Source organism: Mycobacterium sp. IDUB_21 (assembly GCF_055419425.1).
This window is the reverse complement of the sequence record NZ_JBVAXQ010000001.1, coordinates 314972-337728: the sequence shown is the minus strand read 5'-3', so window position 1 is coordinate 337728 and position 22757 is coordinate 314972. Positions and strand designations below refer to the sequence as shown.

General features: G+C 66.3%; 23 protein-coding genes and 2 pseudogenes. 13 read left to right on the top strand and 12 right to left on the bottom strand.

Annotated elements, in window-relative coordinates; translation table 11 throughout:
* The first annotated feature begins 99 nt into the window (after nt 1-99).
* Genes ACZYY4_RS01635 through ACZYY4_RS01625 form a run of 3 tightly spaced genes read left to right on the top strand, consistent with a single transcriptional unit; the run spans nt 100 to nt 3603 of the window.
* The gene (locus tag ACZYY4_RS01635; RefSeq protein ID WP_463807672.1) at nt 100-1263 is read left to right on the top strand and encodes an acyl-CoA dehydrogenase family protein; all 1164 of its coding nucleotides are present in this window, start codon (nt 100-102) and stop codon (nt 1261-1263) included.
* Between the two features lie 38 nt (nt 1264-1301).
* Nucleotides 1302-2123 (top strand): mycofactocin-coupled SDR family oxidoreductase, encoded by an 822-nt coding sequence (locus tag ACZYY4_RS01630; protein ID WP_463807671.1) that lies wholly within the window; start codon nt 1302-1304, stop codon nt 2121-2123.
* A 7-nt stretch (nt 2124-2130) separates the two neighbouring features.
* Nucleotides 2131-3603, top strand: coding sequence for a class I adenylate-forming enzyme family protein (locus tag ACZYY4_RS01625; protein WP_463807670.1), 1473 nt, complete (start codon nt 2131-2133; stop codon nt 3601-3603).
* Between the two features lie 19 nt (nt 3604-3622).
* Here ACZYY4_RS01625 and ACZYY4_RS01620 read toward each other — a convergent pair whose 3' ends face one another.
* From ACZYY4_RS01620 to ACZYY4_RS01605, 4 genes are read right to left on the bottom strand one after another with little or no spacing between them, the layout of a single operon-like run.
* Nucleotides 3623-3805: a (2Fe-2S)-binding protein gene (locus tag ACZYY4_RS01620; RefSeq protein WP_463807669.1), complete on the bottom strand. Its 183-nt coding sequence runs from the start codon at nt 3803-3805 to the stop codon at nt 3623-3625.
* A gap of 6 nt (nt 3806-3811) precedes the next feature.
* The gene (locus ACZYY4_RS01615; protein ID WP_463807668.1) at nt 3812-5275 is read right to left on the bottom strand and encodes a FadD3 family acyl-CoA ligase; all 1464 of its coding nucleotides are present in this window, start codon (nt 5273-5275) and stop codon (nt 3812-3814) included.
* 2 nt (nt 5276-5277) lie between these two features.
* A complete protein-coding gene (locus tag ACZYY4_RS01610) occupies nt 5278-6468 on the bottom strand; it encodes an amidohydrolase family protein (protein ID WP_463807667.1) in 1191 nt (396 codons plus the stop codon).
* Between the two features lie 35 nt (nt 6469-6503).
* On the bottom strand, nt 6504-8078 hold the full coding sequence (locus tag ACZYY4_RS01605; RefSeq protein ID WP_463807666.1) for an AMP-binding protein: 1575 nt from the start codon (nt 8076-8078) through the stop codon (nt 6504-6506).
* Nucleotides 8079-8134: 56 nt separating this feature from the next.
* On the opposite strand from ACZYY4_RS01605, the pseudogene ACZYY4_RS01600 reads away from it, so the two are divergent.
* Nucleotides 8135-8734 (top strand): annotated as a pseudogene (locus ACZYY4_RS01600) (enoyl-CoA hydratase/isomerase family protein); the annotation flags it as partial.
* A 29-nt stretch (nt 8735-8763) separates the two neighbouring features.
* A pseudogene (locus tag ACZYY4_RS01595) lies at nt 8764-8838 on the top strand (hypothetical protein); the annotation flags it as partial.
* Nucleotides 8839-8859: 21 nt separating this feature from the next.
* Here the strand turns inward: ACZYY4_RS01595 and ACZYY4_RS01590 are convergent.
* Nucleotides 8860-9507, bottom strand: a complete 648-nt coding sequence (locus ACZYY4_RS01590) for a TetR/AcrR family transcriptional regulator (protein ID WP_463807665.1) — start codon at nt 9505-9507, stop codon at nt 8860-8862.
* A gap of 139 nt (nt 9508-9646) precedes the next feature.
* On the opposite strand from ACZYY4_RS01590, the gene ACZYY4_RS01585 reads away from it, so the two are divergent.
* The 7 genes from ACZYY4_RS01585 (at nt 9647) to ACZYY4_RS01555 (ending at nt 16462) form a co-directional block, all read left to right on the top strand.
* Nucleotides 9647-10945: a cytochrome P450 gene (locus ACZYY4_RS01585; protein ID WP_463807664.1), complete on the top strand. Its 1299-nt coding sequence runs from the start codon at nt 9647-9649 to the stop codon at nt 10943-10945.
* 32 nt (nt 10946-10977) lie between these two features.
* Nucleotides 10978-12189, top strand: a complete 1212-nt coding sequence (locus ACZYY4_RS01580) for a cytochrome P450 (RefSeq protein ID WP_463807663.1) — start codon at nt 10978-10980, stop codon at nt 12187-12189.
* A gap of 50 nt (nt 12190-12239) precedes the next feature.
* Nucleotides 12240-13079 (top strand): mycofactocin-coupled SDR family oxidoreductase, encoded by an 840-nt coding sequence (locus ACZYY4_RS01575; RefSeq protein WP_463807662.1) that lies wholly within the window; start codon nt 12240-12242, stop codon nt 13077-13079.
* A gap of 47 nt (nt 13080-13126) precedes the next feature.
* Nucleotides 13127-14152, top strand: a complete 1026-nt coding sequence (locus ACZYY4_RS01570; RefSeq protein WP_463807661.1) for a phosphotransferase — start codon at nt 13127-13129, stop codon at nt 14150-14152.
* Nucleotides 14153-14279: 127 nt separating this feature from the next.
* On the top strand, nt 14280-14885 hold the full coding sequence (locus ACZYY4_RS01565; RefSeq protein ID WP_463807660.1) for a TetR/AcrR family transcriptional regulator: 606 nt from the start codon (nt 14280-14282) through the stop codon (nt 14883-14885).
* Between the two features lie 12 nt (nt 14886-14897).
* Nucleotides 14898-15401 (top strand): SRPBCC family protein, encoded by a 504-nt coding sequence (locus ACZYY4_RS01560; RefSeq protein ID WP_463807658.1) that lies wholly within the window; start codon nt 14898-14900, stop codon nt 15399-15401.
* Nucleotides 15401-16462 carry an LLM class flavin-dependent oxidoreductase gene (locus ACZYY4_RS01555; protein WP_463807657.1) on the top strand — a complete coding sequence of 354 codons (1062 nt, stop codon included), beginning with the start codon at nt 15401-15403 and terminating at the stop codon, nt 16460-16462. The genes ACZYY4_RS01560 and ACZYY4_RS01555 overlap by 1 nt, the downstream gene beginning before the upstream one ends.
* 58 nt (nt 16463-16520) lie before the next feature.
* On the opposite strand, the gene ACZYY4_RS01550 is transcribed toward ACZYY4_RS01555, so the two are convergent.
* The 7 genes from ACZYY4_RS01550 to ACZYY4_RS01520 all read right to left on the bottom strand — a co-directional run bounded on the left by ACZYY4_RS01550 (nt 16521) and on the right by ACZYY4_RS01520 (nt 21995).
* A complete protein-coding gene (locus ACZYY4_RS01550) occupies nt 16521-17711 on the bottom strand; it encodes a cytochrome P450 (protein WP_463807952.1) in 1191 nt (396 codons plus the stop codon).
* Between the two features lie 50 nt (nt 17712-17761).
* Nucleotides 17762-17959, bottom strand: coding sequence for a ferredoxin (locus tag ACZYY4_RS01545; protein ID WP_463807656.1), 198 nt, complete (start codon nt 17957-17959; stop codon nt 17762-17764).
* A complete protein-coding gene (locus tag ACZYY4_RS01540; RefSeq protein ID WP_463807655.1) occupies nt 17956-18621 on the bottom strand; it encodes a TetR/AcrR family transcriptional regulator in 666 nt (221 codons plus the stop codon). The genes ACZYY4_RS01545 and ACZYY4_RS01540 overlap by 4 nt, the downstream gene beginning before the upstream one ends.
* Nucleotides 18622-18665: 44 nt before the next feature.
* Complete coding sequence (locus tag ACZYY4_RS01535) at nt 18666-19484, bottom strand: SDR family NAD(P)-dependent oxidoreductase (RefSeq protein ID WP_463807654.1); 819 nt, start codon at nt 19482-19484, stop codon at nt 18666-18668.
* Between the two features lie 98 nt (nt 19485-19582).
* Nucleotides 19583-20047, bottom strand: coding sequence for a hypothetical protein (locus ACZYY4_RS01530; protein WP_463807653.1), 465 nt, complete (start codon nt 20045-20047; stop codon nt 19583-19585).
* Between the two features lie 44 nt (nt 20048-20091).
* The gene (locus ACZYY4_RS01525) at nt 20092-20613 is read right to left on the bottom strand and encodes a hypothetical protein (RefSeq protein ID WP_463807652.1); all 522 of its coding nucleotides are present in this window, start codon (nt 20611-20613) and stop codon (nt 20092-20094) included.
* 26 nt (nt 20614-20639) lie between these two features.
* Nucleotides 20640-21995, bottom strand: a complete 1356-nt coding sequence (locus ACZYY4_RS01520; protein ID WP_463807651.1) for an aromatic ring-hydroxylating oxygenase subunit alpha — start codon at nt 21993-21995, stop codon at nt 20640-20642.
* Nucleotides 21996-22139: 144 nt separating this feature from the next.
* Here ACZYY4_RS01520 and ACZYY4_RS01515 point away from each other — a divergent pair, with 144 nt between their 5' ends.
* Nucleotides 22140-22751 (top strand): TetR/AcrR family transcriptional regulator, encoded by a 612-nt coding sequence (locus ACZYY4_RS01515; RefSeq protein WP_463807650.1) that lies wholly within the window; start codon nt 22140-22142, stop codon nt 22749-22751.
* The last annotated feature ends 6 nt before the right edge of the window (nt 22752-22757 follow it).

Genomic DNA, 22757 nt, shown 5'->3' with positions numbered 1-22757 from the left:
CACCCACCTTCCCTCAAATGTTTGCGCCATCATATTTCATATATGATCGTCGTCGGTAACCGGTCGTGCATCTGTCGGGGATAAGGAGAAGCGCCGTCGATGAGTGAAGTCAGCGACGAGGATTTCGCTGAGATCCTGGCCCAGACCCGCCATTTCGTCCGCAGCTCCGTCGTACCTCGCGAATCCGAGATCCTCGCCGACGACCGGGTTCCCGACGACCTGCGCCGGCAGGCCAAGGCGATGGGCCTGTTCGGCTACGCCATACCGCAGCAGTGGGGCGGCCTGGGCCTGGACCTTCGCCAGGACGTCGAACTGGCCATGGAGTTGGGCTATACGTCGCTGGCGGTGCGCTCGATGTTCGGCACCAACAACGGGATCGCCGGTCAGGTACTGGTCGGGTTCGGAACCGACGAACAGAAGTCACGGTGGCTGGCAGGCATCGCCACCGGTGACGTCGTCGCCTCCTTCGCGCTCACCGAACCCGGCGCGGGCTCCAACCCGGCCGGGCTGCTGACCAAAGCGGTCCGCGACGGTTCGGACTGGTTGATCACCGGCCAGAAGCGATTCATCACTAATGCGCCGACAGCCGATCTGTTCATCGTCTTCGCGCGCACCCGCCCGGCCGACGAACAGGGCGCCGGTATCGCGGTCTTCCTGCTTCCCGCTGACGCCGCCGGTGTCGAGGTGGGCGCCAAGGACGCCAAGATGGGCCAGGAGGGCGCCTGGACCGCCGACGTCAGCTTCACCGGCGTGCGCGTCCCCGACTCGGCACTCGTCGGCGGCAGCGAAGATCTCGGCTACCGGGCGGCACTGACCTCGCTGGCGCGCGGCCGGGTGCACATCGCCGCCCTGGCGGTCGGCGCCGCCCACCGTGCCCTCGACGAGTCGGTGGCCTATGCCGCCAGCGCCACCCAGGGCGGCACTCCGATCGGCAATTTCCAACTGGTGCAGGCGATGCTCGCCGACCAGCAGACCGGCGTGCTGGCCGGCCGGGCCATGGTTCGCGACGCGGCACGGATGTGGGTCACCGGCGAAGACCGGCGGATCGCCCCGTCCGCGGCCAAACTCTTCTGCACCGAGATGGCCGGCAAGGTGGCCGATCTCGCGGTGCAGGTCCACGGCGGCACCGGTTACATGCGCGGGGTACCGGTCGAACGTATCTACCGCGATGTCCGGCTGCTGCGGCTGTACGAAGGCACCAGCGAGATCCAACGGCTGATCATCGGCTCGGGTCTGGTCAAAGCGGCGCAACGCCAAGCGTGAAACACCAACAGCATCAATCAACGACAGGGGCATCGAGAATGACGGGACGACTCACGGGCAAGGTGGCCTTCATCACCGGCGCGGCGCGCGGGCAGGGCCGCGCGCATGCGGTGCGGATGGCGGCCGAGGGTGCCGACATCATCGCGATCGATGTGGCCGGCAAACTCCCGGACTGCGTGCCGTATGACTCGGCGAGCCCGGAGGAGCTGGCCGAAACGGTGCGACTGGTGGAAGCCACCGGCCGGCGCATCGTGTCCTCGGTTGTCGACACCCGCGACTACGACGGATTGCGCGAAGCCGTCGATGCCGGCGTGGCCGCATTGGGACGCCTGGACATCATCGTCGCCAACGCCGGCATCACCGCGCCGCAGGTCTGGGACACCATCACCCCGGAGTCATTTCGCGATGTGATGGACGTCAACGTAACCGGCACCTGGAATACGGTGATGGCCGGCGCGCAGCACATCATCGACGGCGGCCGGGGCGGGTCGATCATCTTGATCAGCTCGGCGGCCGGCATCAAGATGCAGCCGTTCATGGTGCACTACACGGCCAGCAAGCACGCCGTCACCGGGATGGCCCGCGGGTTCGCCGCCGAACTGGGTAAGCATTCGATTCGGGTGAACAGCCTGCACCCGGGTGCGGTCAACACCCCGATGGGCACCGGCGACATGATGGCGGCGTTGAACACAGCCAACGAGACCAACCCCGGCCTGATGAACATGGTGACGCCGTTCCTGCCCGACTACATTGCCGAGCCGGAAGATATCGCCGACGCTGCCTGCTGGCTGGCCAGCGATGAATCACGCATGGTCACCGCATCACGAATCCCGGTCGATCTGGGGTCCACCCAGTACTGAGGCGGCCATGGACCGGTTCTGCGCGGCGCTGTCCGCGGGCCTGAACAGCTACGGCGCAGCGCCATGCCTCGAGTTCGAGCGAACGTGGTACTCCGGCAACGACATCACCGGCTACATCGCGTCGGTGGAAGACCAACTGGTCCGGGCGGGGATCGCGCCCGGCGAACCGGTCGGTGTAGTGGTGCGCAACCGGGTGCCGCACGCTGCCGCCATCCTGGGGTTCATCGCCGCCGGTCGTCCGGTCGCGATGATCTACTCCTACCAAGCGGCCGAATCCATTGCGCGCGACATCACCGAGCTGCGACTGCCGGCGATCCTGGCCGACCGGCAGGACTGGAGCGCCCCGGTGCGCCGGGCCGCCACGCAGATCGGCGCCGCCGGACTCGCCCTGATCCCCGAGCCGCTCGCTGTGGAAACCGTCTCCCGGCGAAGACAAGTCAGCCAAGTCCGGCCCGACCCCGCACTCAAGGCCGGCCTGCACATCCTGACCAGCGGCACCACCGGCGCGCCCAAACGGGTGCCGATACCGACATCGGCGCTGCAGCACACGGTGCTGACCATGACCGTGGGTCAGAGCCCCTCCCCCGAGGATCCACCCGAACTGGTGTATTGGCCGTTCGGCAGCATCGGCGTCTGTCAACTGCTGGCCGGTCCCTACATCGGTAAGCGGATGGTGTTGCTGGAGAAGTTCACCGTCGAGGAGTGGGTGCGGGCGGTCAAGACCTACCGGATCAGACGGACGGGCGTCCAGCCCGCAATGCTGCGGATGCTGCTCGATGCCGACGTCGCCAAAGCGGATCTGGCCTCGCTGGAGTATCTACCCGGGGGTTCCGGCCCGCTGGTCCCGGAGCTACGCGATGAATTCGAGAGCCGCTACGGGATACCGCTGCTCTGGGCATACGGCGCAACGGAATTCGCCGGCTCGGTCTGCGCCTGGACTCCGGAGCTGTATCAGCAGTACCGCGATAGGAAGCCCGCCAGTTCCGGCAAGCCCCTGCCGGGCGTGCAGGTTCGTATCGTCGATGCGGACACCGGCATCGCACTGCCCGTCGGCGAGCACGGGGTTCTGGAGGCCCGGGTGCGGGTGATCGGGCAGCAGTGGATCCGCACCACCGATCTCGCGTCGGTGGATGCCGACGGGTTCGTCACGCTTCACGGCAGGGCGGACGGCGCGATCAACCGCGGTGGTTTCAAGATCCTGCCGGAGACGGTGCGTGCCGTGTTGGTCTCACATCCGGGCGTTCGCGACGCCTGCGTGGTCGGCATTCCCGACCGCCGCCTGGGTCAGGTACCGGCCGCCGCAGTCGAGCTGCGGCACGGCTTGCCGCGGCCGTCGGAGGACGAACTGAAAGCCCTGGTGCGGGAGACGCTTCCGAGCCATCATGTGCCGGTCAGCATTGTCGTGGTCGACGCGCTGCCGCGCAATGAGGCGATGAAGGTACGGCCCGGCGAGGTCGCCCGGCTGTTCACCACACGATGACCGGTGCGCTACGGATGGCTCAAGTCAGTGATTGGGGTTCGCCGCGAGTCGTCGCTATCAGCGCGCGGATATTGTTTCGGCAGCGTCCGCACACCGTGCCCGCGCCGGTGCGCTCACCCACCTGCTTGGTGGTCGATGCGCCGGCCTCGACGGCATCGATCACCTGCTGACTGGTGACCCCGGCACACAGGCAGACGTACATGGCGCCTCACGCCCCGGGCTCGGTCTCCAGTTGTCCCTTGTCCACCTTGCCGGTGGCGTTCAGCGGCAAGCGGTCCACAAACGATACGTAGCGCGGAGCCTTGAAGCCGGCCATCCGGTCTCGGCTCCACGCGATCAGATCCGATTCGGAGGTCTGTGCGGCCGAGGCATCTTTCACCACGAACGCCTTGCCCACCTGGCCGAGGCGCTGGTCGGGCACGCCGATGACCGCAACCTGCGCGACGGCGGGATGCTCCAGCAGGAAGCCCTCGATCTCGGCGGGGTAGGCGTTGAATCCGCCGACGATGAACATGTCCTTCTGGCGTCCGACGATCCGCAACCGACCAGCCGCGTCGATGGTCCCGACATCCCCGGTGTGCAACCAGCCTTCGGAGTCGATTGCCTCGGCGGTCGCCTGCGGGTCGTCGAGATAGCCGGCCATCACGCTGTAGCCGCGCACCAGCACCTCGCCCGATTCGGCATCGCCGGCGATCCGTACCTCAATGTCCTCGCAGGCCCGCCCGGCCGTGGTCGCGATGTCCTCGAAGGAGTCGCCGCGGCGCGAGGCCGTCACCGTGCCGGCTTCGGTGAGCCCGTATCCGGTCATGATGGACTGAAAAGGCAGTTCGCTGCGGATCCGGCGGATGAGATCCACCGGGATGTCCGCGGCACCGGTGACCGCGGCTCGCAGCGATGACAGGTCGCGTCCGGGGGCTGCGTCCAGCAGTGACTGATACAACGTCGGCGGCCCGGGCAGCATGGTGATGCGTTCGGTTTCAACGAGTTTCAGCACGGCATCGACGTCGAAGACCCGTACCGGGAGCATGGTGGCTCCCCGGATGCATGCGGCGATGCAGCCCGCCTTGTAGCCGAAGGTGTGGAAGAACGGGTTGACCATCAGGTAGCGGTCACCCTCGCGCAGATCGGCCAGGTCGCACCATTCGGCGTAGAGCCGCAGATTCTGCTGATGGCTCATCATCACGCCCTTGGGCCGACCGGTCGTGCCCGAGGTGAAGATGATGTCGGCGATGTCGGCACCCTCGACCGTGCGCTGGAGCGGGGCGCCCGAACTCAGGAAATCCGATTTGAGGTCGATCACCGGAATGCCGGGCGAAGCGGTGAAATCCAGGCCGAGGAAGCCCTTTTCGATCAACACCAGCTTGGCCCCACTGCGGCGGATGACGTCGTCGGCCTCCGCGGCCTTGAACCGGGTGTTGACCGGGACCAGTACGCCGCCGGCGGTCAGCAGGCCGAATGCGGCGATGATCCACTCCGCGGAGTTGGGCGCCCAGATCGCCACCCGATCACCTTTGGCAATGCCCGCCTCGGCGAACGCCCCTGCGGCGCACCGGACCCGGTCGGCGAGCTGAGTGAAGCTCAGCCGTACCGGGCCGTCGGCGATCGCCTCGGCGTCCCCGAAGCGATCGCCGGCGCTCAAGACCATCTCGGGGATGGTCTGCCAGCGAGACACCCCTAAACGGTGACGAGGCGAGCGAGGTTACCGCCCATGATCTTGGCCTGATCCTCGACCGAAAGGTGCGACAGCGCCGTCACATAGTGCGTCGGCTCGCCCAGCCCCTCCGGGTGCGGCCAGTCGGAGCCGTAGAGCACCTGGTCCACACCGATCAGCTTGACCAGGTCGTCGATGCCGTCCTCGTAGAACGGGCTGACGTAGATCCGGTTCTTGATCTCCTCGATCGGGTTGCCCGGGAAGGCTTCGGGAGCCTTCTTGTACACCTCGGCCATCGATTCCAGCAGCGGGGCCATCCACTTCGAGCCGGCCTCGATAATCCCCACCTTGAGCTTGGGGTGCCGGAACAGCGCGCCGTGAATCACCCAGGAGGCCACCGCATCCTGGATCGGGCGCCACTCGTTGAGGATCGACATGGCGTTGGTCTGGAACGGCAGCATCTCCTGGGCTCCGCCGTCCCACTCGGAGGTGTAGCGCGAGTAGCCGCTGTCCGACGAGTGCATCGCGACGAACACGTCGTGCTCGACGCACCGCGCCCAGAACGGGTCGAACTCGGGCAACGCGAAGGAGCGCGGGCCGCGGAAGCCGGGCACCGGCGCCGGGCGGATCAGGATGGCGCGGGCGCCGCGCTCGACGGCCCAGTCCAGCTCCTCGATGGCCTTGTCGAGAATGGGCAGGGTGATCACCGGCGTGGTGAAGATGCGGTTCTTGTAGTTGAAGCCCCAGACCTCGTCGAGCCACTGGTTGAGCGCGTGGACGATGACGTGGATCGCGACCGGGTCGTCGCGCAACCGCTCCTCGACCAGGCTCGCCAGCGTCGGGATCATCAGCGCCCGGTCGATGCCCAGCTCGTCCATCAGGGCCAGCCGCGGCGCCGGTTCGAAGAACGCCGGAATCGCCTTCATCGGCTCGCCGAACAGCTCGCGCCGGCTCTTGCCGTCGGGGTTGCCGAACTTGAAGTACTCCTCCCACGCACCCGGCTTGGCCACCACCGAGAACGTCGGATTCGGGATGTACTCGCTGATCTGACCGCGGATGGCGATCTTGGTGCGTCCCTTGATCTCGACGTACTGGACGATGTCCTTGTACTCCTTGGGCAGGTACTTGGTCAGCGCCTCCGGCGGCTCATAGAGGTGGTTGTCCGCGTCGAACAACGGGAAGGGGATTTCGACGCGGTGTGACAGTTGACCCATGAAATGCTCCTTTTCGGCTCGTGAGAATCATATTCTCATGCTCTGTTCGGTGCAACCTCACCGGCCAGGTGCTGACGCACCACGTACTTCTGCACCTTGCCGCTGGCGGTGCGCGGGTAGTCGGCGACCTCGTGGAGTTCCTCCGGCCACTTCTGCCGCGCCACGCCGTGGCGCTCGAAGTGCGCACGTAGCTCCGGCATCGTCGGCACCACACAGCCGGGCTTGAGGCGGACGACCGCAGCCGCCCGCTCCCCCAGTCGGGCATCCGGCACCGCGACCACCACCGCCTCGGCAACGGCCGGCATCACCAGCAGCACCTCTTCGACCTCCACCGCGCTGATGTTCTCGCCGCCGCGGATGATCACGTCGGCCTTGCGATCGGTGATGGTCAGATATCCATCGGCGTCGAGCACGCCGACATCCCCGGTGTGGTACCAGCCGTCGGCGTCGAACGCCGCCTCGGTCAGGGCGTCGTCGGTGTAGCCCAGGCACAGGTCGGGGCCGCGGCTCAGAATTTCTCCGTCGGCGGCCAGCCGGATCTCCACGCCCGGCCGCGCATCGCCGTCGGTGAACAATCGCTTGTCCTCCGGGGCACTGAGGCGCGAACCGGAGATCGACGGATGTTCGGTGCTGCCGTAGGAGCGGTAGACGAAGATGCCCAGATCGGCCAGCCGGCGGGTGACCGCGGCGGGGACCGTCGCTCCGCCGAGGCCGACGTGGCGGATATGGCGCAGGTGCTCGGCGGTGAAGTCCGGATGGTCCAGCAGGCTGGTGACGAAATACGGTGGGCCGCCGCCGATCGACACGCCCTGGTCGGCCATCAAGGTCAGCACCCGCGCGGGATCCCAGATGTCGGCGAGGTCGATCGGCGACCCCTCCAGCACCGGAATCAGGAAGACGCTGAGCATCCCGATGAAGTGCCCGACCGGAGTTGCGGTGAGTTGCCGACCGCGGTCCTTGGGATAGTTGTCGAGCAGCTGGCGTGTCTCGCAGCAGAGCGTCTGGTGACTGTGTATGACGCCCTTGGGGTTTCGGGTTGTACCGGAGGTGAACGCGATCAGCGCCGGCGCAGCGGGGTCGGCGGCGAGCGTGCCCGCCATCGGCTCGTCGGCGAGCAGGTCGTCGAAGTCTCGGCCCACCGCCCCGTCGCCGCTCCCGCCCACCACCCCGACGATCGGGACGTCGGCGCAGAGTTCGGGCGCAAAAGTCATCCGCCCGAACTCTGCTGCGGTGATGAACACCCGCGGCTTGCTGGCAGAAAGGATGTACCCCAGTTCCTTGGGCCCGTAGAAATGCACGATCGGCACCACCACCGCACCCAGGAACGCCGCCCCCCAGAAGGTTGCAGCGGCCTCCATCCAGTTGGGCAGCTGGAACGCCACCACGTCACCGGGGCCGACGCCACGGGCCCGAAGCCCGGCCGCCAGCCGGCGCGCGGTCCGCTCCACGTCGCCGAACGTGCCGAGCCACGGGCGGACCGCGGAGTGCACCTCGAATCGGCCGCCGGCCGTATCGGAGAGGCGTTGACTGAGCAGGTCACCGAGGGTCTCGCGGGTCCACCAGCCGGAGGCTTGGTAGTGCCGCACCAGGTCGTCGGGAATCTTTCTCATGACGCCGTGATGTTATTCTCCTAATTCGAGAATGCCAATATCTTCATTGGAGAGTCATGGTTGATGTCGAGCTGGATGAAGGATTGGCGGTCATCACGATCGATCGTCCCCAAGCGCGTAACGCGATCGCCCCGGAGACGATGGACCAACTCGATCGTGCGCTTGACGCGGTAGCCGCCGCGCAGGCCCTGGTCATCACCGGCGGCGGCGACCGTGCCTTCGTCTCGGGCGGCGATCTCAAGCAACTTGCCGCCATCCGCACCGAACCCGACGCGCAGGCCATGGCGTGGCGGATGCGGTTGCTGTGCGACCGGATCGCGGCTTTCCCCGTCCCGGTGATCGCAGCGCTGAACGGCCACGCCCTCGGGGGCGGCGCCGAGGTCGCGGTCGCGGCCGATATCCGCATCGCCGCCGCCGACGTCAAGATCGCGTTCAATCAGGTGTCGCTGGCGATCATGCCGGCCTGGGGTGGCGCCGAGCGACTGGCGGCACTGGTCGGGCGCAGTCAGGCGTTGTTGCTGGCCGGCACCGGAACCATGCTGGACGCCCCGGCGGCCGAACGGATCGGGCTGGTGAACCGGGTGGTGCCCCGGGAGTCGTTTGAGGCCGAATGGCGTGGATTGGCGCGGTCGCTGGCCAACCCGTCGGCGGCTGAGGTCAAGCGGGTGCTCGCCGGCGCATCGGCGGACGAGGCGGTGGCGGCGTTCGCCCGGCTCTGGGTCTCCGACGAGCATTGGGCGGCCGCGGATCGACTGCAGCAGGGCAGAGCGAAAAGCTAGTGCTAGACCGTCGCCGACGACAGTGCAGTGCCGTCGGCCGAGGCAAGCGGTGGGGCCGCGCCCTCGAGCCGGCGCAGCCAGCGCTCGACGAACTCGACGGTCTCGGCATGGCCGAGGGTCATGCCCAGCGCCTCCTGTTCGATGATCAGCATCCGCGAGGCGCTGGTCATCAGCACCGTCAACACCGTTGCCGGAAACTCCTCCGCGTCGATGCCATAGCGCTCCAGCAGTCCGGCGACCGCCTCGATCTGTTCGGCGCGAAGCCGTTCCGCGTAGCTGGCGATCTCGGCTCGCAGCGCCTCACGCTCGTTGGCCAACGCGATGAACTGCATGGTCAGCGCGGTCCCGGCCGTGTCGTTGTTGAATCGCCACAGCGCCCACAGCGGCTGCGGCGATTCCAGCACCGCGGCCTGCTCTTGCAAACCCTGATCACCACGCCGGCGGAATGCCGCCAGGAACAGGTCGTCCATGGTCCGGAAGTAGTAGTGCACGAGTTGATGCTTGAGGCCGGCCTGCTCAGCGACCCGGCGCGAACTGACACCACCTGCGCCGGCGGTCACCAGAAGCCGCTCCGCGGCGTCGAGCAGCAGCGTCCGGTTCTTGGCATCCGGGGCCCCAATCCTGCGCTGCCCCTTATCCGAATCGGACATCTCGTCTACTCCGCATCATCGGCGTCCACCTTTACACGTCCGGCGGCCAGCGTAATGCCGCCTATCTCTTGACCCTTCAACCCCGTCATGCTAAGCAGGTGCACAGCACTTGTCAGGCCATTCAGCAGAGAGGTCTCCCTTGACCGACTTCGACACGATCGATTTCTTCACCGATCAGACCCTGATTCCCGACCCGCACCCCTACTTCGACTACCTGCGGGCCAAGCACCCGGTCACCCGGCTCAACGCCTACGACGTGGTCGCGGTGACGGGTCACGAAGAGGCAAACGAGGTCTACCGGGACTCCGACACCTACTCGAACCTGGTGGCGGTGGGCGGTCCCTTCCCACCGCTGCCATTCACCCCCGAGGGTGACGACATCAGCGAGCTGATCGAGGCGCACCGCCACGAGATGCCGATGAGCGAGCACATGGTGACCATGGACCCGCCGATGCACACCAAGGCCCGGTCGCTGCTGAACCGGTTGCTGACCCCGAAGCGCCTCAAAGAGAACCAGGACTTCATGTGGCGCCTGGCCGACCGGCAGCTGGAGTATTTCATCGACCGTGGCACGTGCGAATTCCTCTCCGAGTACGCCAGGCCGTTCGCGCTGCTGGTGATCGCCGACCTGCTCGGCGTGCCCGAAGAGGACCGGCCGGCGTTCCAGGAGGTGCTGGGTGCACCACAACCGGGCGCGCGCATCGGTTCGCTCGATCACGAAGAGTTGGCCCACGACCCGCTGGCCTGGCTGGATGACAAGTTCAGCCGGTACCTCAATGACCGGCGGGAGACTCCGCGCGGCGATGTGCTGACCGACCTGGCCACCGCCACCTACGAGGACGGTTCGATCCCCGAGATCGCCGACGTGGTCAAAAGTGCCACCTTCCTGTTCGCGGCCGGGCAGGAGACCACCACCAAACTGCTCAGCGCGGCGTTGCGGTTCCTGGCCGAGGACCCGAGCCTCGTCGCACAACTGCTCGAGGACCGCAGCAAGATCCCGAACTTCCTCGAGGAAACGCTGCGGATGGAGAGCCCGGTCAAAAGCGACCCCCGGCTGGTGCGCAAGACCACCACGCTGGGTGGGGTCGAGCTGAAGGCCGGCACCGTCGTGGTGATGTTCCCCGGGGCGATCAACCGCGACCCGCGCAAGTTCGAGAACCCGCACGAATTCCGGATCGACCGACCCAATGTTCGCGAGCACCTGGCGTTCGCCCGCGGTACCCACACCTGCCCGGGTTCGCCACTGGCCCGGTCCGAGAGCCGAATCTCGCTGGAACGCCTCCTGGACCGGATGACCGACATCCGGCTCGACGAGTCGCAGCACGGTCCGGCCGGCGACCGTCGGTTCAGTTTCGAGCCGACCTTCATCCTGCGGGGCTTGACCGAGCTGCACCTGCAGTTCACACCGGTGGCGGCGCCCGTCCCCGCCGGGCTCTGACGCAGCTCTGCTGACCCAAGGGACCGACAGCCATGACGGTGACCACCGCCAACACCAGTGAAGTGGACTACGACCCGTACGACATCGAACTCAACCACGATCCGTACCCGACGTTCCGTCGGCTCCGCGAAGAGAAGCCGCTGTATTACAACGAAGAACAGGACTTCTATGCGCTGAGCCGGTTCGACGATGTGCACGCCGCGTTCTCCGACCACCAGACGTTCAGTTCGGGCAAGGGCGCCGTTCTGGAGATCGTCAAGTCCGGCATGGAGATTCCGCGGGGAATCCTGGTGTTCGAGGATCCGCCGGTCCACGACATCCACCGCAATCTGCTGACCGGGATGTTCACCCCACGCCGGATGAGCGCCCTGGAATCACAGATCCGGGAGTACTGTGCGCGCTGTTTGGACCCACTGGTGGGCACCGGTCGGTTCGACTTCGTCAACGACCTCGGTGCGGAGATGCCGATGCGCGTGATCGGGATGCTGCTGGGCATTCCCGAAGAGCAGCAGCAAACCGTCACCGATCACGGCGACGCCCCCATCCGCACCGCGCCGGGCGAGAAGATGACCGACAATCCCGACGGTCCGTTCGCCACCGGCGACGTGTTCGTCGACATGATCGACTGGCGCGCCAAGAACCCCTCGGACGACTTGATCACCGAGCTGATGAACGCCGAGTTCGAGGACGAAACCGGCACCCGGCGCCGATTGACCGGCGAGGAACTGCACCTGATCCTGATGGTGCTGGCCACCGCCGGCAGTGAAACCACCACCCGGCTGATCAGCTGGACGGGCAAGGTGCTGGCCGAGCACCCCGACCAGCGGGCCGACCTGGCGGCGAAGCCGGCACTGATTCCGCGGGCGGTCGAGGAGCTGCTCAGGTTCGAACCGCCGGCACTGCATGCGGCCCGCTACGTCACCCGTGATGTGGAGTACTACGGCCAGACCGTGCCCGAAGGATCCGCGATGCTGCTGATGATCGGTGCGGCCAACCGGGATCACCGCCGGTTCCCGCCCGACGGAGACACTTTCGACATCCACCGGGACCGCCGCCCGCACCTGAGCTTCGGTTACGGCACCCACTTCTGCGTCGGCAACGCGCTGGCCCGCTTGGAGACGCGGATCGCCATCGAGGAGATCCTCAAGCGTTTCCCCGAGTGGGAGGTCGACCTGACCCACGCCCAGCTCTCGCCGACGTCGACGGTGCGGGGCTGGGCCTCCATGCCGACGATCATTCCCTGAACCCCGTAGTTTTCGAGAATTTGTCCGCGACAAAAGGATTGAGGTTTCCAATGACTGGACGTGTTGAAGGCAAGGTCGCATTCATCACCGGTGCGGCACACGGGCAGGGCCGCAGCCACGCGGTGCGGTTGGCCCAGGAGGGCGCTGACATCATCGCGATCGACGCCTGTAAGCCGGTCGTCAAGGATTCGCCCATCCCGCCGGCCACCCCGGAGGAGCTGGCCGAGACCGCCGACCTGGTCAAGTCGCTGAACCGCCGGATCTTCACCGCCGAGGTCGATGTGCGCGACTATGACGCCCTCAAGGCCGCGGTGGACGCCGGCGTGGAGGAGTTGGGCGGCCTGGACATCATCGTTGCCAACGCCGGCATCGGCAACGGCGGCGACACCCTGGACCAGTGCAGCGAACACGACTGGCAGGAAATGATCGACGTGAACCTGTCGGGCGTGTGGAAGACTGTCAAAGCCGGTGTCCCACACCTCATTGCCGGCGGCAAGGGCGGCTCGATCGTCCTGACGAGCTCCGTCGGCGGGCTGAAGGCCTATCCGCACTGCGGCAACTACGTCGCCGCCAAACACGGAGTGGTGGGCATCATGCGCTCCTTCGCCGTCGAGTTGGGGCAACACAACATTCGCGTCAACAGCGTGCATCCCACCCATGTCAGCACCGGCATGATCATGAACGAGGGCACCTGGAAGATGTTCCGCCCGGACCTGGAGAACCCGGGCCCCGACGACATGGCGCCGATCTGCCAGATGTTCCACACCCTGCCGATTCCCTGGGTGGACGCGGTGGACATCAGCAACGCGGTGCTGTTTCTCACCTCCGAGGAGGCCCGCTACATCACCGGCGTCACCTTGCCGATCGACGCGGGAAGCTGCCTGAAATAGCCGCGCCCGCAACTCCCGACAGCTGGGAGGCGATCTCACCGGAGTGGATGACCGCTGCCATCAGCGGTCATCACCCCGGTGCGGTGGTGGATGCGGTCTCGGTCGCGAATCGCGACGACGGCACCAACCGCCGGGCACGCCTGGCGCTGCGTTACGCGACGGGCGATGGACCTGCCACGGTCTTCGTCAAGGCGATCGATCCCGAACACGCCGACCTGGTCGAGCTGACCAGCGGCCTGTACCACGAGCCGCGGCTGTTTCTCTCGCAAGTTGCGTTGCCCCTTGACCATCCGAGGGTCTATCGCGCTGTGATCGATGAGGAGCGGCGGGACTTTCTGCTGCTGATGGAGGACGTGGTGGCCCGCGGGGCCGACCCGCGCGACGCGACCCGGCCGCTCAGCATCGACGAGGCGGCGCGCGGGGTGCGCGGGCTGGCCCGGTTGCACGGCGCCTTCTGGGGAGAGCGCATCACCGGCAACCCGGCGCTCGATTGGGTGGAGCCGTTCGTGCCGTTCGCCGGCCTGGAGCTGGCGCCACTGGACATCGCCTACCAGCGACTGGGCAACTCCGTTTCCGCCGAGATCACCGCGATGAGCGGTGCGGAACTCTTCGGTGACATCTGGGCCCGCTACATCCGCGGCCTGACCCGCGGTCCACAGACCCTGCTGCACGGCGATCCGCACATCGGCAACACCTACCTGCTTCCCGATGGCGACGTCGGCTTCCTGGACTGGCAGATGGTGCGGCGCGGCAATTTCTCGCTGGACGTGGGCTATTTCCTGCAGGGCGCGCTGAGCATCGACGACCGGCGCGCCGGCGAGCGGGCATTGCTGAAGGAATACCGTGGCGCCCTTGGCCTTCCGGACTCGGAGCTACCCTCAGCCGAGGAGATCTGGTTGCACTATCGCGCCTCGGCAGCGCACGGCCTGGCGATCTGGATCGCCACGCTGTCCGGTGGCGACAACTGGCAGCGCCCGGATATCAGCCTGGCCTTCGCGCAGCGCTACGGCGCGGCGTTCACCGATCTGGATACCCGTGGCGCGCTGGACGCCCTGGATGCGGCAGCCCACTAGAGCTGCTCCCCGCGCCGCTATGTGAGTGATCATAAAATTGGGACCGGATCGGGCGGATCCGCGCAGTTCGGCCGCTGTCCCGCGGCATCGCTTGACTCGCGAATATGTCAGTTAGCATATTCGCCTGATGGCGCGGGACACCCGGCAGGCGATGGTGCTGACCGCCGTCGAACTGCTGCGTGAACGCGGCGCCGACGGCATCACCCTGGACATCCTGGTGAACCGCAGTGGGGCTCCCCGCGGCTCGATTTATCACCACTTCCCGGGCGGCCGCGCACAGATCCTCGACGAAGCCGTTCAACTCGGCGGCGACGCGATCGGCTCACTCATCACCGGTTCCGTGGCCGGAGGTCCGATCGCCGTGCTCGACCGACTGACCGCCTTCTGGCGCACAATGCTGACCGAGACCGGTTTCGCCGCCGGGTGTCCGGTGGTGTCAGCTGCCGTCAGCTCCGCTCCGGACTCGCCACTGGTCAAACATGCCGAACGGATCTTCGAGGCCTGGAGAGCGCGGCTGATCGACTGCTTCGTGGCCGACGGGCTGGGCGCCGATGCGGCGGGCCGCCTGGCGACCATGTGCATCGCCTCGATGCAGGGAGCGATCATCATGTGCCGCACCGGGGCGAGCCTGCAGCCGCTCGAGGACGTCGCCGGCGAACTCCGCGTACTGCTGTCCGCCCGCACGCTGTTCTGCGGATCACCCGCCCCGGCCGCTGGCCCGGGCAGCAACTGAGAGGAAGCCGGAATGGAGTGGACCGGAGCGGTGTACGCCGACGCACCGACGGTGGAGGTGTCCACTTGGATCGCCGCCCCGCCGGAGCGGGTCTGGGAACTGGCCAGCGACATCCACGCGATCGCCGAGAGCAGCCAGGAATTGCAACGCGTCGAATGGGCGAACGAAGACGGGCCCCGGCTGGGAGCCCGCTTCACCGGGCACAACCGGCATCCAGCCCTCGGCGAATGGTCTTCGATGTCCGAAGTGGTCGAGTTCGAGCCGCTGACGGTGTTCGGCTGGGCGGTCGGCGATGCCGACAACCCGTCGGCCAGCTGGCGGTTGAGCCTGACCCCGGAGGGGACCGGCACCCGGTTGACCGAATGGATGCAGCTGGGCCCCGGGCCGTCCGGGCTCTCGCTGGCCATAACCGCGATGCCCGACAGGGAAGAGAAGATTGTGTTCGTCCGGTTGCGTGAATTCGAGGCGGGCATGACGGCCACCCTGGACCACCTCAAGCAACGTGCCGAGCGCTGATGCGCGCCGCTATAACCCTGGAGGCCGCCGGCGTCGGGAACTGGGAGCATCAGAGGCTGCTGGTCCGCGAGGCCGAGAAGATGGGCCTGGACATCTGCTGGGTCGCCGAGGCCTGGGGCTCCGACGCCGTCTCGGCACTGGGCTACTACATCGCCTGTACCGAGCGAATGCAGCTGGGATCCGGCATCATTCAGCTGTCCACCCGCACTCCGGTCGCCATCGCCCAGGCCGCCATCACGCTGTCCAACCTCTCCGGCGGACGGTTCCTGCTCGGGCTGGGCGCCTCGGGCCCCCAAGTCATCGAGGGGCTCCACGGGCAGCCCTTCGAGCGGCCGCTCGCCCGGATGCGCGAAACCATCGACATCATCCGGCAGGCCATCGCCGGCGAACGAATCACCTATAGCGGCAAAGTTTTCCAGATCCCACGCACCGATTCCGAAGCCAGGCCGATGCGGCTGTCGATGGGCGCCGAACACCGGATCCCGCTGTATCTGGCCAGCCTGACCCCGGCCATGCTCCGCCTGACCGGCGAGGTCGCCGACGGCTGGCTGGGCACCAGCTTCGTCCCCGAGGGCGCCGACACCGCGTACTTCGCCCACCTCGACGACGGTCTGGCTCGCTCAGGACGGACCCGCGCAGACCTGGACATCTGTCAGGGCGCCGAGGTGTCGTTCGCCGCCGACGAGAAGCAGCTGAAGCAGCTGGTCGACGGCCGCAAGAGCGAACTGGCGTTCAGCCTCGGCGGAATGGGTTCGGCCAGCACGAATTTCTACAACCAGGCCTACAGTCGCCAGGGCTGGTCCGAGGTCGCGACCGCTGTGAAGGACCGTTGGCAGGCCGGCGACCGGCAGGGTGCCGCCGCGCTGATCACCGACGAGATGGTCCTGGCCACAACCCTCATCGGAACCGCCTCGATGATCCGGGACCGCCTGCAGGTCTGGTGTGACACCGGGGTGGACACCGTGCGGGTATACCCGGCCGGCGAGCACCTCGAAGAGCGGATCGCCACCCTCGGCGCGGCGATCGAGATGGTGCATTCCATCGAGCGCGCAGTGCGCTGAGTGGCTGAACCGGGCCGTTGGCGGGGTGGGCTACCCGCTCGAAGAATCCCCGGGCGGGTTACCAGGTGACGGGGAGTTCGTAGACACCGTAGGCGAGCCGGTCGTTCTTGAACGGGATCTCGTCGATGCCCACCGCCAGTTTCAGGGTGGGGATCCGCCGGAACAGCGTGCGGAAGGCGATCACCATCTCGGCGCGGGCCAGCTGCTGGCCGACGCATTGGTGCGGACCGAATCCGAACGCCATGTGCTGGCGTGCCGGGCGGGCCAGGTCCAGCACCTCGGGCTCGGGGAACACGGTCGGGTCCCAGTTGGCCGGCGCCAGGTCGATGATGATGCCGTCACCGGCCCGGATCGTCTCACCGGCGATCTCGATGTCCTCGGTGGCCACCCGACGCTGGCCGGTGTGGATGATCGACAGGTAGCGCAGCAGTTCCTCGACCGCGTTGGCGATCGCGGCGTCGTCGTCGCCGCGGAACACTGCGGTCTTCTCGGCGATCTTGTCGGGCTCACACAGCAGGGCCACGATGCCCAGTCCGATCATATTGGCGGTGGTCTCATGCCCGGCGATGAGCATCCCGGTGCCCAGCTGGGTGGCCTCGCGCACCGACAGCTCACCGTTTTTCACCCGCTTGCCCAGATCGGAGACCATATCGTCGGCCGGTTCGGCCATCCGGGTCTCCAGCAACCGGACCAGGTACTTGGAGAGTTCGGTGGCACCCGCGGCGAGGTCGTCGGAGGTGGCGTTGCGGTCCACGCCCATGGTGGCGTGCTGCTGGAAGAACTCGTGGTCGGAGTAGGGCACGCCGAGCAGTTCGCTGATGACCAGCGAGGGAATCGGCAGCGCGAATCCCTCGATCAGGTCGGCCGGTTGCGGTCCGGCCAGGATCGCGTCGAGGTGTTCATCGGTGATCCGTTGCGCCACCGGAGTCATCGCGTCGACCCGCTTCATCGTCAACGACGGGGACAGGATTCGCCGGTACCGGATGTGCTCAGCGCCATCGGTGGTGAACACCGACTTGGGCCGGTGGTCGACACTGGCGCGCATCATCTCGTTCCAGTGCGGGAAGCCGGGCTGGTGGTCGTCGACGCTGACCCTAGGATCGGAGAACAGTGCGCGCACCGCTTCGTATCCGGTGATCAGCCACGGCGTGCTGCCGTCCCAGATCCGCACCCGGCTCAGCGACCGCTGGTCGGCCAGCGCCATGGTTTCCGGCGGCGGCGCGAACGGGCACCGGCCGTCCCGGCTCATCGGGTACTCCGGCGTCGTGGTGGCCGCAATGGTGGTTGCGTCGGTCACGCTCACTCCTCGACGATCTGGATGGCTCCGGACGGACAGACTCGGGCGGCTTGCCGAACGGCGTCGGCCAGCTCTTGCGGGGGGTTGTCGTCGAGCACGACGACGACGCCGTCCTCGTCGCGCTGGTCGAACACCCGCGGTACCAATCCGACGCACTGGCCCGACGAGGCGCAGATGTTCTGGTCGGCGGTCACCTTCATGCCGGACCTCGGCGAACCGGGGTGACCGGCGCCCGCCATAACCCCACGATCGCGTCGATGAGGTCGGGCCCGGCCTCGGCCCAACTGATCGAAGTGGATGCGCCGGAGGCCAACGCACGTTCGTGGTCGGCGCAGGTGTGCATCAGCAGATTGCGCGCCATCACGTTGCGGGCCCGACGGACTCGGACCGGAAGGTCCGGCAGGCAACGGTTGATGCCGTCGATGACCTGTACCAGGGACGGTGAACTCAGCGCGTCCTTCACGACGATGTCGTGGTAGGCCGGGTCGGCCATCACCTGCGCGGCAAAGCGCGCATACCAGGTCGGATTCCCCAGCGCGGCAAGGTGTTCGGTGAGCGGCCGGGCCAGACACGACACCCAGTCACGCAAGTCGGCGGAGTCCGCGGCATCAGCGACCATCTCTTCGCGCAACCGTTCGACCGGAATCCGGTGCCGGCGTTCGATCTCGCGCACCAGATCGGTCTTGGTGCCGAAGTGGTAGCCGACGGCGGCGTTGTTGCCCTGGCCGGCGGCCTCACTGACCTGGCGGTTGGAGACCGCGAACACCCCGTGCTCGGCGAACAGCCGTTCCGCAGCGGTCAGGATCGACTCCCGCGTGCCGTTGGCCCGCTCTGCCCGCACAGTCCTGTCAGCGGTGGTCACGGCGCCAGTCAACCGGGTCTCAACAATTAAGTCAAGCGATTGATTTAACGACTTCGGTCGCTGCGGCTGAGGATCGCCTTGCCGGCCACCGTGCCGCCGTCGACCGGCAACACGACGCCGGTCACGTAGCGGGATCGTTCACCCGCGAGGTACAGCGCGGCCTCGGCGACATCGGCCGCGGTGCCTTCCCGCTTCAACGGCCGATTGGCGCGCATGGTCTCGCGGATCGCCGTTTCGTAGCGCACGAGGGCATCCGGGTCCAGGCTCGCCGCGGCCGAGGACGCCACGAACGGCGTCGGGACATTGCCGGGCGCGATGGCGTTGACCCTGATGTCGTAGTGGGCCAATTCAATTGCGGCGGACTTGGTGAACTGGATGACCGCAGCCTTCGACGCGCGGTATGTCATCACACCGCCACCGGCCTGGATGCCGCCGATCGAGGTCAGGTTGAGAATCGCCCCACCGCCGGTCTTGGACATCGCACGGGCGGCGTCGCGGGTGCCGGCCATCACGCCGAGCACGTTGACCGCCATGATGCGGTGAAAATCGGCCAGGTCGTCGTCGAGGAATCGGGTGTGCATGGTGCCCGACACACCGGCGTTGTTGACCATGATGTCCAGTCCGCCGAACTTCTCGACGGCCAATTCCACCAGCGCGCCCACCTCGGCCGGGTCGGCGACGTCGGCGACCTGGAAGATCGCCTCGGCGCCGAGTTCACCGGCGAGCGCCTCGCCGCGCTCGGGATCCAGATCGGCGATGAGGACGCGGGCACCTTCGGCGAGAAAGCGTTCGGCGATCCCCCGGCCGATTCCCGAGGCTCCGCCGGTGACGATCGCCGCCTTGCCCGCCAGCTCGTTGACCATCGACCACCCTTCGCCAGGAACACTCGCAGCGGTTCGACTCAACCCGCTACGCCCCCGATCAGTCAAGCGACTGATTTAATCCACTGGGCATCTAGGTGTCACTCCGAGATCTCCACTGCCTGGTAGCTGTCCAACATGTCCATGTTGGGTAGCGCCATCTGCAGATAGAGATCGATGTGCCGAATCTTTCCGTCTTCGCTGAACTCGTATACCGACATCGAATTCACCACCGAGGTGAAATCACCTACCTGGCTGCGTTCTTCGAGTTCGAGGAAGACCACGCCGTTGATCTCACTGATTCGCTTGAAGGACGCCTCCCATTCGGAAGACGGCGCCCAGTTCGACAGAAATCCAAGGTACTCCGGCCAGTTCATCACCTCTTTGAAGTTGCCGACACGCTCGAATTCGTCCGTATCGACCAGCGCCGCCAGCGGCGCCCAGTCGTCAGCGGTGAACCCGGGCCGCTTGGCGGCATCGGCCAGCCGCTTGACCGTCTGGGTGTAGCGCAGGACGGTGTGCGGCCTTCCGGAATGGTCGTCGATGACCGCGTCAACGTCTTTCATCGGTGAAATACTCTTCTCTCGTAACGGTTTCGGATCGCCGGCGATCAGACGGAGACTCCCGCCTTCTCCAGGCAGCGGTGCAGGGCGTCGACGTATTCAGTGGTCCCCTGAAATGGCCCGCTGACTCCGATCGCGACCTCGAGGAACGGGCTGTACTCGTCGTTGACGTGCGTCTCCCACCGCGCCACCTCGCCCTTGTCGTTGGTCTCGACGAAGCTGTAGGAGTAGAAGCCCATGGTCGTTCCGTCTTTGGTGGTGCCCTGCCACCGGGTCTTCATCACGAATCCGTTGTCGGCCGGCCAGTAGTTGAAGCCGGCCGGCTTCCAGTCCGGAAACGTCAGCGAGTACGCCTTGGCTTCCATCGTCGCGGCCTGCGCGGTGTCGGCGGGAAAGTCCTTGAGCAAGAAGACCTGATCTCCGGTGAAATACGGCGAGACGTACACACCGTCATCGGCGAAGGCCCACGCCTCATAGGTCTCACCGTCTTGAACACCCTGGCGCAGATAGGCGTTGCGGTAGGCCTCCGCCATGCGGCGATGGTGCTCGATGCGTTCTTGGATATCCATACTGTTCGCCCTTCTCGTCGGTGGTTTCAGGATTCGGACATGGCCGCGACGCACTTGTCGACTACCGAGTGGAAGTGCGCGATCACCACTTCCTCTTTGACCAGAGCCATGTAGCTGAGCATGCTGTTGCGCAGCCCAATCTGCTGACGCGGCATCTGGTCGTAGTCCTGCTGCAGAGCTTCGAAGTACTTGTAGCTACCCGGCTCGTCGACCACGACAGGTTCGGCGACAAAGGACGCCTTGTATTCCTCGGGGAGATACATGTAGCTGGCGACGTGCCAGATGCATCGATGGGGATCCCCGTCCGGGTCGGGCAATGCCATGATGACGTGGCATTCACCGGCACGGATCGTCATGAAGAAATTGGGGAACAGCACCCATCCGTGGCTGTCACTCATCTGCGCATCAGTCAGCCCGCTGACGTCAAGGCCCATGCCGGTCAACGTGTCCCGCGTCGCACGCTGTAGCAGCGTGCGTGCGGTAACCCCGCCGGGAAAGCTCACCGCGCCATCCGGTTCCGAATATTCGGCCGCCAGCTCCTTGAAGCGCGGCAGCACGGCGGCCGTCGACGGGAAGGTATCGGGCAGCACCATGATGCCCTCGACCTGTTCGGCCGGGCCGGCCCCGACGACGTCGAAGGGGGCAACGGCAACGCTGTGCCGGTCGAAGAACCGATACCGCGTGGTCGCGGGGTCGATATTGATGACCCGAAGCAGTTGCGGGTGAATGCCGTTGATGTGATAGCCCTCCTGGAAGGCGTCCATGACGACCTTCCAGTTGCAGTCGATGCGCTCGGTCACGTCCATCACGGTCACCATCTCGTCGAGATGGTAGGGAGCGAGCATCGCCGCGATCTCGTCGCCGATGAACTCCGCCAGCGGAGCGGCCTGCGGGTCCGGATTGAGGAAGATGAATCCGGCGAAGGTGTCCACCGGAACTTCGATCAATCCGTGTTCGTCTTTGTCGATCGGCCCCGCCAGATCCTCGCGCAGCATTCCGGTGAGCTTTCCCTGCAGGTCGTAGGACCACAGGTGGTAGTTGCACAGGAAGTTTCGCTTGGTGTTTCCGCGCGCCTCCGGGCACAGCAGGTTGCCGCGATGACGGCAGGCGTTAACGAATCCGCGGATCTTGTCGTCCTTGCCGCGCACCACGATGAAGGACTGATCGAGGATTTTGTACTGCTTCCAGTCGCCGGGATCGGCGAGTTCATCGACCCGCCCTGCCACCTGCCAGGTCTTCATCCAGATCGATTCACGCTCCACGGCAGCGAATTCCGCGGAGGTATAGCGCTCGGTTGGGATCTGCATCCGGTACTGCTCGGGACCGATGTCGTCGAGGGCCGTGGCGGTGTCGACCCAGGCCCCGGGGAGAGCTGTCTGCACGGCGGCCTCCTTCCTGTGACTGGCATCACGACTATACATCTATGTATATTCGATACAAGGGTGGCTATTAGTGGCTTGGCTCAGACGGCTGTTCCGGCCTGCAATGCCCGTATCGCTCTCCGTTGTCCGTGGCAGGATCGACCCGTGGCCGAACGCTGGACGATGCAACGACGCCTCGAACACACCCGAAGCCTGCTGTTGGACGCCGCCGAGGAGGTTTTCGCTCGCCGCGGGTTCGACGGCGCCGCGCTGGAGGACATCGCGGACGTGGCCGGCTACACCCGGGGCGCCATCTACTCGCACTTCGGCAGCAAGGCCGAACTGTTCCTCGCGGTCGTCGAACGCCAGCGCCAGCAGTTTCTCGACGGGTTCGCCGACGTCATCGCCGCCTTTCACCGGCTCGACGACCTCGATACCGATGAACTCGCCGACCGGTGGAGCCAACTCATCACCCAGGAAGGCCCCGACCGTGCCGTCCTCGGCTACGAGTTCACCTTGTTCCTGCTACGCAATCCCGAGGCCCGCGAGCGCGTCGCGGTCCAGCGCGAAGAGACCGCGCATGCGCTGGCCGACTACATCACCAAGGGTGCCGCGCGACTCGGCGGCGAGCTCAGCATGCCGGCGCTGGAACTGGCCAGCGTCATCCTGGCGGCCAATGACGGCGTCACGTTGAACAGCCTGCTCGACGGCCAGGCGGTGTTCCGGCCATTCCTGCGCATGGTGGTCGCCAATATCGTTGCGCCACGCAGTGCCTGAGCACCG